Source organism: Pseudoalteromonas sp. H103 (genome assembly GCF_001469205.1).
GTDB lineage: Bacteria > Pseudomonadota > Gammaproteobacteria > Enterobacterales > Alteromonadaceae > Pseudoalteromonas > Pseudoalteromonas carrageenovora.
On sequence record NZ_LOFG01000003.1, the window covers coordinates 106700 to 120566 of the forward strand.

Consider the following 13867-nt stretch of genomic DNA (forward strand, 5'->3'; position numbering starts at 1 on the left):
GTTAGCCGCCATTATTGCTGAGTTAGTTCAAGAGCTTGATTAATTAAATGAAATACTACGTTTTGCTCAATTACGCCTTGAGCTAGCTGTGCACCTGGGCCTTTTGCATGCAGCGAAATATCTTCACCGGCATGGGTTTCTGAGCCAAGAGGGACTGTGGTTTCTTGGTGAAAGCCAACATTGGTAGTATCAACGCCACTAAGCTCTACACGTCCAGCAACTGGGCCAGTTGTATATGCTGCATCGGCATCTGTTTCATCAACTAAGTTTCTAAACCCTAAACCATTTGCATAGCCTACTGTGGTGTATGGCATATCGTCGGCAGCAAGGCTTGGTGTGGTTTCGCCTACGGCAACTACTTGGCCTAAAATTGGGTTACCGCGTTTAGGGTAGCCAGCAATAGTAAATACGTGGCTGTGATCGGCGGTTACTAAAATAAGGGTTTCTTCTGGGTTGGTATTATCTACCGCAGCTTGCACGGCTTTAGCAAATTCTATGGTGTCGTTAAGTGCGTTGTAGGCATTACCCGCGTGGTGTGCGTGATCAATACGGCCCGACTCAACGGTTAAGAAAAAGCCGTTTTCGTTTTTACCTAATACATCAATTGCTTTGCTAGTCATTTCGCTAAGCGATGGCTCGCCGGCAATATCGTTTGCGCGGTCAGCTTCGTATTGCATGTGCGATTCGTTGAATAAGCCAAATACTTTAGTCGCATCATCAGCAATAGCATCAAAGCCTGCTTGGTCCATAACATAAGTACCTTGTGGGTATTGTGTTTGCCACTCAGTAACTAGGTTACGTTCATCAGTACGATCGCCTTCTATAGCGCTAAGTGCATCTGCTGAGTTAGCTGCTTCATCTTTTGGTAAAAAGTGACGACGCCCGCCACCCATTACAAAATCAAGACCGTCTACGTCGGTACCTACAAAACGTGCTTCTAGATTTTTTTCAAAATTAACTAGTTGCGAGGCAATGTCTTCACATGCAGTTTCGGTTTCTGGCATGTCTGAGATATCTTCCCAGTTACGGTCTGCCGATTTAGCATAGGTTGCCGCTGGCGTTGCATGGGTAATACGCGCTGTTGAAATAACACCGGTTGCTAGGCCTTTAATTTCAGCAAGTTCTGTTGCTGTTAAAAGCTCATTACCCGATACAGTTGAACACACACCGCGCTCTATATCTTCGTCTACACCAATAACGCCTACATCGGTCTTAACCCCTGAGATCATCGCGGTCATTGTGCCAGCAGAATCTGGTGTTTGTGCATCTACGTTGTATGTTTTTACTTGTGCTGAGTACGGGAACTCTTCAAAGCTTAAATAACCTTCTTCACCTAAATCGCCCGCTCTTTGTCCTTGTAAGATACGTGCTGCAGTAAGGGTAGATACACCCATACCGTCGCCTACAAACAAAATAACGTTTTTAGCTTTTGTTGTTTGCTCGCTTTGTGCAAGCGTAGTTTTTGTGGCGAGTGTGGTTTGGGCATTTGTATACCAGTCATTATCTGTTTGGCTTTGCGGTAATACATTGGCATGGCTTGCTGTGCTCAACATAAACGTTAAGCCAACTGCCGCAGCAATTTTTTTAATTTTCATCCTTTATTATTCCCATAGTGTAGTGGTTATTTTTTGCTTGAAGCGTAAACCTCAAATAAGTAACCGCAGCACTATAGAAAACAGATGTGACCTCTAAGAGTACTTTTAATTAAAAAACAATGACTAAACTATGACAAAATTAAGACACAAAAAAGCGCAGCGGTTAAACGCTGCGCTTTTTAAATAATATCAGGGATGTATTTATTAAATTAAAAACGTGCCTTAAACGATACGCCAAAGTAACGCTCTGCATCACGCGGAATTTGGTAACGGAAGTTGTCACCACTGTAAGTAGTTGCGTAGCTTTCGTCGGTCAAGTTTTTGGCAATAAGCGATACTCTAAATGCATCATCTTTAAACGATAAGCCAACGCTTGCGTTTAAAATTCCGTAATCTGGCAGTAACGACGCGGGGTTAAACTCGCCTACGTTGTCGGGTAAGTCTGAGTATTGCTCATCGGTGTAAATGTATGAGCTATTTATGTGTACGTTAAAGCCATGCTCAGTTTCAATAAAGTAATCGGCTGTTAGTGAGTATTTTAAATCTGGCGAAAATGGGACATCTAAACCAGATCGGTCAGTACATGAGCCTGCTGCTACTTCTGCCGGACAATTAAACTCGTCAATTTCGGCTTTAATATAAGCTACGCCACCGGTAAATGTAAGTGAGTCGGTTGCAGCCCACATAAAGTCAACTTCAACACCTTGCGTACTTACATCGCCCGCGTTTGTTAAGCGGGTAATACAGGTGCCGTCTGAACAGTCAAAATTGTTAGCTTGAAAGCCTTCAATTTCTGTTCTGAAAAGTGCCATGTTAAACACAAACTCGCGGCTTGCGTATTTGTAACCAAGCTCAAACGCGTCTGACTCTTCTGGCGATATTTCACGGCTGTCGTTGTCAGGGTTAAAGTTATAATAAATATTAAAACCAGGCCCTTTGTAACCTTGCGAATAAGTACCGTATACCATTTGGCCATCGCCTAAATCGTATTGCATACCTAAACGACCCGATACGTTGGTTTCTTCTGCTTTGCCTGCATCGTCAGTATTTAGTGTTGCTGGGCGTACGCCTACACCGGTTCGGCCATATACATCGTTACTTACACGGCGATGCGTGTACGACACTTCGTCGTCGGTGTAACGAATACCAAATAGTACGCGTAAATCTTCAGATAAATCGTAAGTACCGTCGGCAAAGGCTGCCCAGTTGTTAAACTCGGTGCTCATATATGCGGTTGCCGACACAATATCGTTAGCGTTACAGCTAACACCTAAACCTTGTGCGTAACCATCTAAATCGGCAAGTGCGGCATCAAGCTCTGCGCCCGATAGGTTATTTTGCGCGTAATTCGCCATTGCAGCATCTAATTGGCCACCGTTATTTTGACAACTCGCATCACGAGTAAAGTTACGTTGTGAGTCCATGTTCCAGTAAAATAAACCAGCAACATAGTTAAATGGGCCTGCTAGATTTGAGGTAACTCTAAACTCTTGGGAAAACTGATCCCATTGCTGTGCGCCTAAGTCGTGCAACTGAAACGGTGCATCGAATACAGGGTCGTTACTGTCGCCAGCAATAGAGGTAAAGTCGCCTTCGCGGTATTCTGTGTTATCCCACGAGCGCTGCGCTGTAATTGAGGTATACGTGTAATCGCCAATAGTTTTATCAACCTGCACCGAAAACGCGCTATGTTCATCAATAGTGCGCGACTCGTAATCGTGATCCACTTTGCGCTGATCTAGGTCAATATCGGCTACGCCATCAACAATGCCGTTGCTGTCTGGTACTGCTTGCGAATCTGGATTACGGCCACTTGGTAGGGCTTCTAAATCGGCACAACAGTCGTCGTCTGCATTATAAAATTCAGCAATAAATTTTACGCTTAAATCATCTTCTGGCTCGTATTTAAATACGGCGCGTGCGCCTTCACGGTCGTAACCGTTTACTTTTTCGTTGTTGTAAACGTTATCAATGTAGCCATCAAACTTACCTTTAAACACGGTTAAGCTTGCTGCTAAATCGTCGGTTAAACCACCGCTTACAACGCCTTTAAATCGGTATTCGTTATCTTGATAAAACGAGGTTTCTACGCTGCCGGTTGTGTCGTACGAAGGATCTTTTGTCGTTATGTTTACCACACCCGCAGAGGCATTTTTACCAAATAAGGTACCTTGTGGGCCGCGCAGTACTTCAATGCGGTCTACATCATATAAATCGGCAAAGGCTTGACCAGAGCGGCCAAGTACTACGCCATCAACTACAGTGGCCACACTTGGCTCAGCGGCAATACTAAACGAAATAGTACCAATACCGCGCACCGTTAGCGCTGAGTTACGGGTTGTGGTGCCTTTTCTAAAGCTCACCGAGGGCACAAGTGACTGTAAGCCTTCCATGTTATTAGCAAATGCAGAGTCAATCTGATCACCATTAAGCACTGATACCGCAAGCGGCACTTCACTTAAGCTTTGCGTTCGCTTTTGCGAGGTAACTACTATTTTTTCAAATGAATCGTTTGTAGCTTCTGCTGTTTTTTGTTGTTCTTGCTCGGCTTGCTCTTGCTGCGCGTATACTTGCGTGCTTAGTGCTAAACCGGTTGTCATTGCTAACGTGACTGCCAAGCTTAAGACGGACTTTTTAGCTCTCATGTCATTCTCCATATTGTGCGTGTGTGCTGTGTGGTACCGCGCTAGCAATTGTGTGGGTTGCTAATAAAGCGGTGTCAGTGTGTTGAAATACTTTTCTTATATGCTCTTATGTCTTATACAAGAGCTTTAAACTTAAACAAACAATCTTCTAAATGCAATCATTATGTGAATAATTTGTAATTTTAAATTTATATACAGAATATAACGGCGCGTTATACCAACTCGCTTAATTAAGTAATCTATTTTGAGGCTGGAAAAACGTGTTGATAGCTAGGCAAAAAATTCGCTATTTAGTTATTCTAAATGAGAATTTTTTAACGCAGGTAGCGACACGTTTAGCCCCGCAAAATGATTAAGTATTATTGCACATTGGTATTATGTGCCTTTAACAACGCCAATATGCGCTAAGCTATTTTCGTAACGCTTATGCCATCGGCGTACGCTCCACCAGCTAAGCACTAAGGCTGTAGACCATACAGCAGCTAAACTTGGTACAAAGTACACACTCGTTCCACCAACCAATCCGAGTGGCGAAAATAATATATATAAGCTAACAATCAAGCTTACTAATACAATTGCGCAAGGTAATGCGTATTTCCAAGGATTAAGGTCTACCTCAGCTTTACGAGTAAATTGCCATGGCGTTTTAAGTGGTTTGTAGTAACCAATACCGAGCATTATCGCCAATTCAATTAAGAACAAAATGGCGTAAATATGAATAAAGTTAATGTCTACGTCCCACACAAATTTAAGCAAAGTGTAGGCAATAATATGGAAGATAATGGCCACTTTAGCGCCCAGTGCAGGCACTTTGCGGGTAAACAAACCCACTAATACAATTGTGATGACCGGAATGTTATAAAAGCCTGTAAATACACGAATAATGTGCCATAAACCTTCTGGCGCAAACATCAGTAATGGCGCAGTAATAAACGACAATATAGCAATTACAATACTGGTAATTTTGGCCACTTTAATTAGCTTTTCATCGCTTACTTTGTCTTTTTTCATTGGTTTGTAAACATCTAAACAAAACAATGTGGCTGCACTATTTAGCAGTGAATTAAACGAGCTAAATACCGCACCTAGTAGCACCGCTAAAAAGAACCCAGATAAGTACTGAGGCAGTACATCTTTAACTAAATGTGGGTAAGCTAAATCAATGGTTTGTAAGCTTTCGTGCTTGTAAAGGTGATACGCAATTACGCCTGGGATCATCATCATAAAGGGCACTAGCACTTTAAAGTACCCTGAAAACAACACGCCCTTTTGACCTTCTACTAAGTTTTTGGCGCCCAATGTACGCTGGATCACGTACTGATTTGTGCCCCAGTAAAATAAATTAGCGAGGATCATACCGGTAAAAATGGTGCCAAATGGCACGGGATCTTCACTGCTACCGATAGCGTTAAGCTTTTCGGTATCGGTGTTTACAAGTGTACTTAGGCCATCGGCAAAATTGCCATCGCCAAGGGCAATAAGCCCAAGTGTAGGCACTAAAATACCAATAATTAATAACCCAACACCGTTAATGGTATCTGATACTGCAACTGCCTTTAAACCGCCAAATACCGCGTAAATAGCGCCCACGGAGCCTACTGTAATAATGGTTACAATTAAGCTTGCTTGGTAGCTCATATTTAATAAGGTAGGTACATCAAACAGCCTAAGAACCGCGATTGATCCTGAGTACAAAACAGAAGGGATCGTTATAAAACAATACCCTACCATAAATAAGATCACCGTCATGCGGCGTACGGTATCGTCAAAACGATCCCGTAAAAATTCAGGCAAGGTAGAAAACGCGCCGGCTAAATACCGCGGTAAAAAGATCAGCGCCATTATAATGGTTGATATCCCAGCTGTTACTTCCCACGCCATTGAACTTAGGTTGTAACCATACGCTGAGCCATTTAAGCCAATAAGCTGCTCGGCCGATAAGTTAGTGAGGATCATCGACCCCGCTATAAATGTACCTGTTAAACCACGCCCCGCTAAAAAGTAGCCGTCTTGGGTGTTAACTTCCCCTTTGGTTTTTTGGTACGAGATATATCCTACCAGCGCCATAAACGCCAAGCACGATAGCAGTGTCATGGTAATGTTCATACCTTCCATCTTGCGCCCCTTTTAGCTTACTTTACTCGGTAAAAAGTAAGCTAATATCTTTATTATTGTGTGTGTTACGTGTGTTGTGTGTGCTTGCTATTAACCGAGTTTTATTTTGGCCATGCTGTTAGCTGGCTCATGTCTTGTTCTGTGTGTTGAACATCTGGGCCTAGCATGAGCGTATCGCCTTTACGAACAAACACCGCCATTTGTGTAAGCTCAAGTGTTTCTTCGTAATATTTTCCGCCTTGGTACGTTTGTGCATCAGGGAAGCGTACCCACTCGCCCTGTGGTAAATAAAATTTAACTTTACCGTTTGGTACTACACATGGCACAACAAGGAGTTTTTCGCCGCACATAAATTGCTGATCAAAACTATGTGCCAGTACGTCATCAGGAAACGCCAGTGCCATAGCGCGCTGAATAGGCAGCCCTGTTTGCTGCGCTTGCTCTGCACACTCTTGTAAGTACGGAATTAACTGATAGCGTAATTTAAGCGCTGCAAATACTGCGTCACTTGCTTGCTCGGTGTATGACCACGGTTCGCGCGGGCCAATACCATGTAAGCGCATATGCGCACTAAATACCGACGCTTGCGCCCAGCGAACATAAAGCTCTGCATCGCGAGTGTCTTTGTAAAAACCGCCAATGTCGGTTGCAAAAAATGGCCCGCCCGACATGCCCCACGCTAAGCTGCCGCGAATGCTCGCTGCTAAACCTTGCCAATCGGCCTGTGGGTCACCACCCCATTGTGCTGGGAAGCGTTGGCTGCCAGTCCACGCTGAGCGGCTAAATAAAAATGGCCCTGTTTTACAGTATTTTTCGGCGGCTTCATAAACGCAGCGGTTGTACAGCATGCTATAAACATTATGCAGTCTAATACCGCTGTCGCCACTGTGCGATACCATGTTTTCGTCTTCTAGCTGTTCGCCAAAGTCTGCTTTTATCATATCTACGCCAAGCTCAAACAATGGCTTGTGCGACTCCAGCCAGTATTCGTAAGCATCGGGGTGAGTAAAATCTAAAATACCCGACTCTGGTAATGGTGTAAGTACTTCGCCAAAGGGGCTTAAATCCCACTCGTATTGATATGCTTTACCTGTGCGTTTGTCTTTTATTAGCCAGCCGTTTTCGGCCGCTTTAGCAAATAATGGGTTGTTTACCGAGATCATTGGGTATTCCCACACACAAATTTTAAAATCCATGGCTTTTAGTTCATCAAGCACAGGTTTTGGGTCGGCGTAACGTGTTGGGTCCCATTCAAAGGCAAAGCGAGTGTCGGTGTCTTGCCATGCACGGCCATCAAGGGTAATTACATCGCACGGCATATTTTTAGCGCGTACTTCGCGGGCTACACTTAATAGCTCGTCGGCGTCTTTGTAATATGCTTTTGATAAAATAACACCAAAACTCCACTGTGGTGGTACCGGTGCAAAACCGGTTAGTTCGCAGTAGCGATTAATACTTTGTGCAGGCGTTTGCTCTTGGTATAAAAATACATCTAGCGCGTCGTCTTCTACTAAGCACACATAAGCACGTTGCGACCAAAGCGCGTAACCTACACCATGTGTAACAGGCGCTGGTGTGTGTACAAATAAGTTCCAGCCCTCTGGGCTCCATGCGTATGGCGTATTTTTATAAGACTTTTCGGCGTTAACGCCTAGCGCATCGTGGTTGTATGAACGAATAAGTTGGCCGCGTTTATCAAGCTTGCCCCATTTTTCGCCAAGCCCGTATACGGCTTCGTCATAATTAAGCTCTAGGCTTAAAATCCAACCGTTATCGGTTTTAGCCAGTGGCGGTAAACGGTGCTGGCGCACAAAGTGGCCATCGGTTGCTGATTGCTGTACTAATTTATCGTTTTTATAAAGCTTAAAGTAAAACGGGTCGCTGTAAAATTCTAAGCGGTACTCACCGGCGGTGGCTGCAAACCCTTGGTCTAATTTATTAAGTGATAGCGGTAAGTTTGAAGGGGTGGTGGTTAATATTTTAAACGTCTCGTCATGCGTGGTGCCTGCATTTAAACGTAAACCAAACTGGCTTATTGTAACGCTAACCTCGCCAAATTGAGTCGGTAAAACTAGCACATGGCCTTGTAACTTAGGCTCTGCAGTCAAGCGTGCTGGCTCTATTGCGTTCCAGTCTGGCTCACGTAATTCAAATGCATTCATGGGAGTTCCTTAACCAATTATTAGTCTTGTATAAGACACAAGTTAAATAATTGTAATCCCCATGTCAACGTAAATAAACTCAAGTTAAGTTAATTTACATCGTTACTTTTAAAATATACCCGGTGCCGATGTAGCCACCAGCGAAACGCCACTTAGGCCAAGCAATGCGATTGCTATTATACGAATCCATTTTGCATCGACGTAAGGCGTTAATTTACGAGCAAATTGCGTTACTAATAATACCAGCGGTATGGCCGCTGCAATTAAAAACATAATGTCGAGCTCGGGTAAGGTGCCAAATAAGGCAATACCAACACGGACTAAGCCGCCAATAGTAAATACCGCTAGTAACGTGCTGCGTATGGCTTCAATAGACCAACTTTGTTTATAGCACTGAAAAACCAGCGGCGGCCCCGAGGTTGAAAACAACCCGCCCAATAACCCACTTACACCGCCTGCAATTAAAAATGAGCTACTACTGCTTTGTTTGTTCGCTCTTTCACGGCCAATTAGCATTAAGCCACAACACAGCAAAATACTAATGCCTAAAATAAAGTTTAAAAATTGCGTTAAATGCGACGACATATATTCAAGCAGTATAAAACCTATCAGCATTAACGGAATGCCGGTATACAACATTAGTTTAAGCTCGGGAACTTTTACCGAGCTGCGGTTTTTAACCACCACCGTTGTGGAGTTAACCAAACCCAATAAGCTCACTAAAAATGTAGTCGCGGTGAGCGGTAAAACATCTAGCAGCGTAAAACTGGCAACCACCAGCAATCCAAAGCCAAACCCGCTAAGCGTTTGCATTATGGTGGCAAGGCTTAGGCACAGCGCCATAATCAATATGAGTTCTAACGAAATACTGAGCACTTTAAATTTCCTAGATGTGCGCTATTGTAGTGTAACGATTTGTTTTTAGGCATAATGTAAAAACAAACTGTATTGCAATAGTTCACAATTAATTGAGCTTGCGCAAAGATGCGCAAAAGTTTTCACCTATGATATAAATACAGGTGGATTATATTTAATGGTAAATAACAATGAGTAACTCTATGTTTGATCACAAATTAAGTGGCCCAAGCTTGGCTTTTCAACCACTTTACTTACAAGTGGCTGATTATATTAAACAGCTCATTGTAGAAAGACGCTGGGTTCCTGGCGAAGCATTACCAAGCGAATTTCGCCTTGCTGAAGAATTTAATGTAAGCCAAGGCACTGTTCGTAAAGCACTTAATTTATTAACTGACGATAAAATAGTCACTCGACGCCAAGGTGTTGGTACGTTTGTATCTGAGCATACCGCGCAAGATGCCCTGTTTAGGTTTTTTCCGCTACAGGCCGACGGTAAAGGCGCCGACCTACCTAAAGCCGAGCTATTATCAGTTGAGCTTTGCCCTGCACCACAAGATGTTATTGATGCGCTGCAACTTAATAAAAAAGACAAAGTCACTAAGCTTGTGCGCAGACGTATTCTCGATAATGAATTTTGTATGAGCGAAACTATATACCTACCGCAAAGTTTCTTTCCTGATATACATCAAAGTAGTGATATTCCGCATACATTGTACCATTACTACCAAACCAAATTTAACCAAACTGTACATAAAACCCAAGACAGCATTAAAGCCGTTTTAGCAGATGAAACCGACGCTAAACTACTGGCGATTAAAGCAGGCGAGCCACTTTTATTAGTATCGCGCATTACCGAATCAATCGAAGGTAAACGCATAGAATACCGTTTAAGCCGATGCCGTAGCGATCATTACCACTACCAAATTGAACTTGATTGATTCACCGCGTTTAGCCGCTAATTATTTATATTAGCGCACACTTATTAAATATTTTTTAAAGGCAGCAAACGCTGCCTTTTTGCTGCCTGTAGGTTTTTTAACACCTTTCATTTATTGCCTTGCGGTTAACACAGTGTTGACACTGTTAGATTCGTATAATAACTTATGTCTTATACAAGACCTAAGTCATTATGCAATTTTAACAGGAATTCCCAATGAGTTCATTAAATAACATCCCTCCAGTAGGGTTCGGTTTATGGAAAGTAGCACAAGAAGATTGTGCACAAACAGTATACCAAGCCATTAAAGCAGGCTACCGCCACCTTGATTGCGCATCAGACTACGGCAACGAAGAACAAGTTGGCGATGGCATAGCCCAAGCAATTAACGACGGCCTTTGTACTCGCGAAGAATTATGGGTTACGTCAAAGCTATGGAACACCTTTCATGCGCCAGAGCATGTAGAGCTAGCCATTGATAAAACTTTGAGCGATTTAAAACTCGACTACCTCGACTTATACTTAATTCACTTTCCGATTGCGCAAACGTTTGTACCAATCGAAACACGCTACCCGCCAGAGTGGTTTGTAGACCCAGATGCACAAAACCCACAAATGGAGCTGGCAAAAGTGCCACTGTATTTAACGTGGCAAGCAATGGAAGAGCAAGTACATAACAACAAAGCAAAACGCATTGGTGTGTGTAACTACTCAAGCGCACTTATTCACGATTTAATGACCTACGCCACAATTAAGCCTGCCATGCTGCAAATTGAGTCGCACCCTTATTTAACGCAAGAGCGACTCATAAGGCTTGCCAAACAGTACGATATTCCGGTTACTGCGTTTTCGCCGCTCGGTGCGCTTTCGTACCTTGAGCTTGAAATGGCCGATCAAACAGAGTCGGTACTTGAGCAAAGCGTAGTAAAAGCTGCGGCGCAAAACCATGGCAAAACACCAGCACAAGTTGTGCTGCGTTGGGGCGTGCAACGCGGCACTGCCATTATTCCTAAAACCTCTAAATTTGAACGCATGAAAGAAAATCTCGCGCTGTTCGACTTTGAATTAACAGAGCAAGAAATGGCGCAAATTTCTGCGCTTAATAGCAACCGCCGTTTTAACGACCCTGGGCACTTTTGTGAAGCTGCCTTTAACCGTTTTCACCCTATTTACGATTAGGATAATAAAATGTCAGCTACCGAACTTAACTATGCCCAAGTGCCTACTCAATTAACGTTTGATGACTCGGTTTTTCCGTGCATTGTGGTTAATAACAATAACGCCAGCACCGTTGAAGAAGCGGTAGCTTTTATTCGCGCTCACAAAAGCGAGTTGGCTAAAAAACTACGCAGCTCAGGCGCTGTATTGTTTAGAGGCTTTCCTGTTGATAGCGCCGAAACCTTTGATACGTTTTCAGCGGGGTTTGATTACGACAACTTTACGTACCAAGAGTCGTTATCTAACGCGGTACGTATTAACTTTACCGAGCGTGTATTTACCGCTAACGAAGCACCCAAAGATGTAGAAATTTACCTTCATCACGAAATGGCACAAACACCTATTTCGCCAAGTAAGCTGTTCTTTTTTTGTAAATCGGCAGCTGAGGAAGGCGGCGCGACACCGCTTTGTCGCTCAGATAAATTATTTAGCGCATTAAAGCAATTTGATAGCCAATTAGCCGATGACTTTGAGCAAAAAGGCTTAAAGTACACCACTTATATGCCCGCAGCCGACGATGCAACATCGGGCCAAGGCCGTAGTTGGAAAAGCACCCTAAGTGTTGAAACTAAAGAAGAAGCACATAGCAAACTTACCGAGCTAGGTTACGAGTGGGAATGGCTAGAGGATGGCTCTTTAAAAGCAATTACTCCGGTTTTACCTGCGGTAGTTACGCTTGAAAACGGCGTACAGGTTTTTTATAACCAACTTATTGCCGCTTACATGGGCTGGAAAGGCGTACGCGAAAACCCATCGGTTGCTATTACCTTTGGCGATGGCAGCGCTATTCCTAAGCAAGGGCTTGAAAAAATTGTTGAGCTATCAAAAGAATTTACCTTTGATTTAGCGTGGCAAGATGGCGATGTAGCCTTAGTTGATAACGAAATGGCTATGCATGGTCGCCGCCCATTTACTGGCGAGCGTAAACGCCAAGTACTTGTTGCCCTTACGGCAGCTAACGCCTAATGCAAAACTTAAGTGGTGCATTAAAAGTAAAAATTTCCCCGCTATGGCAAGGTGCCAGTATTGCTGCAATGACTGGCCTTGCCGCTTTATTTTTAAGTGAGCACTATGGCGCACCCGCTATGCTGTTTGCTTTATTATTAGGTATGGCGGTGTCGTTTTTATATCAAAGTGATAGCCCGTGCGCTAAAGGCATAGACTTTACTGGCACCACGGTTTTACGCGTAGGCATTGTTTTACTTGGCACACGTATAGCACTGGGCGATTTGGTTACACTGGGCTGGCAAACAGCCCTAATGCTAGCTGGCGCTATATTTACCACCATTATTTTAGGGGTTGTACTTGCCCGTGTATTTGGTTTGCAAAAACGCTTTGGCGCACTCACCGGCGGCTCAGTCGCTATTTGTGGTGCATCAGCAGCACTAGCTATTTCATCTATTATGCCAAACAGCGAGCATAAAGAGCGCGATACGTTACTTACCGTAATTGGCGTAACGGCCATGTCGACAATTGCGATGATTTTATACCCTATTGTGGTTAACTACCTTGAATTTGATGCACATAACGCAGGCGTATTTTTAGGTGGCACTATACACGATGTAGCCCAAGTAGTCGGTGCTGGTTATTCGGTATCGCCCGAAACTGGCGATATAGCAACACTTACCAAACTAGTACGGGTGGCCATGCTGTTACCAGTAGTACTTATTATGATGGTGGTTATTAATCGCTCAAATAAAGGTAACCATGGCGAGTTGCCAAAAGTACCAGGATTTTTAATTGGCTTTGTTATTTTAATGCTTATTAACAGCACCTTTAACCTACCAGCTATCGTGCTCGAAACCGCTAACGAGCTTTCTCGATTCTTTTTAATTGCCGCCATAGCCGCCATTGGTATGAAAACAAACTTAGGAAAACTCACCGAGGTAGGCTTAAAACCAATAATAATGATTATTGCTGAAACAATTTGGATAGCACTGTTAATACTTGGCTTTGTATTGTGTAGCTAAGCATTAAACCTTGAGCGTATTGAGTGGATTGCCTACAATAGCGCATCACTTTTTAATAAAGATTAAAACCATGACCGATTCAACAAAACCAGCATTACCTGATCAGCTTTCTATTAACCCACGTAGCAAGCATTACGTAGAAGAAGTGTTTGAACACGAAATTGGCGTAAGCTTAAATGGCAAAGAACGCTTTGACGTAGAAGAATACTGCATTAGCGAAGGTTGGATTAAAATTGCCGCACCTAAAGCGCTAGACCGTCGCGGTCAGCCATTACTTATGAAAGTAAAAGGTACGGTAGAGGTATTTTATAAGTAAGCTCAATCTTACTTAAATAAGCGACTCTCCTACGAGATGTCGCTTTTTTTA

At 43.3% G+C, this 13867-nt stretch carries 10 protein-coding genes; 5 read left to right on the forward strand and 5 right to left on the reverse strand.

Going from position 1 to position 13867, the window contains the following annotated elements:
- Positions 1-11: 11 nt before the first annotated feature.
- The 5 genes from ATS74_RS04515 to ATS74_RS04535 form a co-directional block, all read right to left on the reverse strand.
- On the reverse strand, positions 12-1595 hold the full coding sequence (locus ATS74_RS04515) for an alkaline phosphatase (protein WP_058547762.1): 1584 nt from the start codon (positions 1593-1595) through the stop codon (positions 12-14).
- A gap of 209 nt (positions 1596-1804) precedes the next feature.
- Positions 1805-4240 carry a TonB-dependent receptor gene (locus tag ATS74_RS04520; RefSeq protein WP_058547763.1) on the reverse strand — a complete coding sequence of 812 codons (2436 nt, stop codon included), beginning with the start codon at positions 4238-4240 and terminating at the stop codon, positions 1805-1807.
- 375 nt (positions 4241-4615) lie between these two features.
- Positions 4616-6355: a solute:sodium symporter family transporter gene (locus tag ATS74_RS04525; RefSeq protein ID WP_201023017.1), complete on the reverse strand. Its 1740-nt coding sequence runs from the start codon at positions 6353-6355 to the stop codon at positions 4616-4618.
- Between the two features lie 101 nt (positions 6356-6456).
- Positions 6457-8517, reverse strand: coding sequence for a glycoside hydrolase family 31 protein (locus tag ATS74_RS04530; RefSeq protein WP_058547764.1), 2061 nt, complete (start codon positions 8515-8517; stop codon positions 6457-6459).
- Between the two features lie 108 nt (positions 8518-8625).
- Positions 8626-9393, reverse strand: a complete 768-nt coding sequence (locus ATS74_RS04535) for a sulfite exporter TauE/SafE family protein (protein WP_235591992.1) — start codon at positions 9391-9393, stop codon at positions 8626-8628.
- Between the two features lie 170 nt (positions 9394-9563).
- On the opposite strand from ATS74_RS04535, the gene ATS74_RS04540 reads away from it, so the two are divergent.
- The 5 genes from ATS74_RS04540 (at position 9564) to ATS74_RS04560 (ending at position 13816) form a co-directional block, all read left to right on the forward strand.
- On the forward strand, positions 9564-10313 hold the full coding sequence (locus tag ATS74_RS04540; protein ID WP_058547765.1) for a GntR family transcriptional regulator: 750 nt from the start codon (positions 9564-9566) through the stop codon (positions 10311-10313).
- 215 nt (positions 10314-10528) lie between these two features.
- On the forward strand, positions 10529-11491 hold the full coding sequence (locus tag ATS74_RS04545; protein WP_058547766.1) for an aldo/keto reductase: 963 nt from the start codon (positions 10529-10531) through the stop codon (positions 11489-11491).
- A gap of 9 nt (positions 11492-11500) precedes the next feature.
- Positions 11501-12496, forward strand: a complete 996-nt coding sequence (locus ATS74_RS04550; RefSeq protein ID WP_058547767.1) for a TauD/TfdA family dioxygenase — start codon at positions 11501-11503, stop codon at positions 12494-12496.
- The gene (locus ATS74_RS04555; protein WP_058547768.1) at positions 12496-13500 is read left to right on the forward strand and encodes a YeiH family protein; all 1005 of its coding nucleotides are present in this window, start codon (positions 12496-12498) and stop codon (positions 13498-13500) included. The genes ATS74_RS04550 and ATS74_RS04555 overlap by 1 nt, the downstream gene beginning before the upstream one ends.
- A 70-nt stretch (positions 13501-13570) precedes the next feature.
- The gene (locus tag ATS74_RS04560; RefSeq protein WP_004586033.1) at positions 13571-13816 is read left to right on the forward strand and encodes a DUF3297 family protein; all 246 of its coding nucleotides are present in this window, start codon (positions 13571-13573) and stop codon (positions 13814-13816) included.
- Positions 13817-13867: the final 51 nt, after the last annotated feature.

Coding starts and splice junctions, on each gene's coding strand:
- ATS74_RS04525 (WP_201023017.1), bottom strand. CDS start 6,355: ATGGAAGGTATGAACATTACCATGACACTGCTATCGTGCTTGGCGTTT.
- ATS74_RS04555 (WP_058547768.1), top strand. CDS start 12,496: ATGCAAAACTTAAGTGGTGCATTAAAAGTAAAAATTTCCCCGCTATGG.
- ATS74_RS04545 (WP_058547766.1), top strand. CDS start 10,529: ATGAGTTCATTAAATAACATCCCTCCAGTAGGGTTCGGTTTATGGAAA.
- ATS74_RS04550 (WP_058547767.1), top strand. CDS start 11,501: ATGTCAGCTACCGAACTTAACTATGCCCAAGTGCCTACTCAATTAACG.
- ATS74_RS04530 (WP_058547764.1), bottom strand. CDS start 8,517: ATGAATGCATTTGAATTACGTGAGCCAGACTGGAACGCAATAGAGCCA.
- ATS74_RS04520 (WP_058547763.1), bottom strand. CDS start 4,240: ATGAGAGCTAAAAAGTCCGTCTTAAGCTTGGCAGTCACGTTAGCAATG.
- ATS74_RS04560 (WP_004586033.1), top strand. CDS start 13,571: ATGACCGATTCAACAAAACCAGCATTACCTGATCAGCTTTCTATTAAC.
- ATS74_RS04540 (WP_058547765.1), top strand. CDS start 9,564: ATGAGTAACTCTATGTTTGATCACAAATTAAGTGGCCCAAGCTTGGCT.
- ATS74_RS04515 (WP_058547762.1), bottom strand. CDS start 1,595: ATGAAAATTAAAAAAATTGCTGCGGCAGTTGGCTTAACGTTTATGTTG.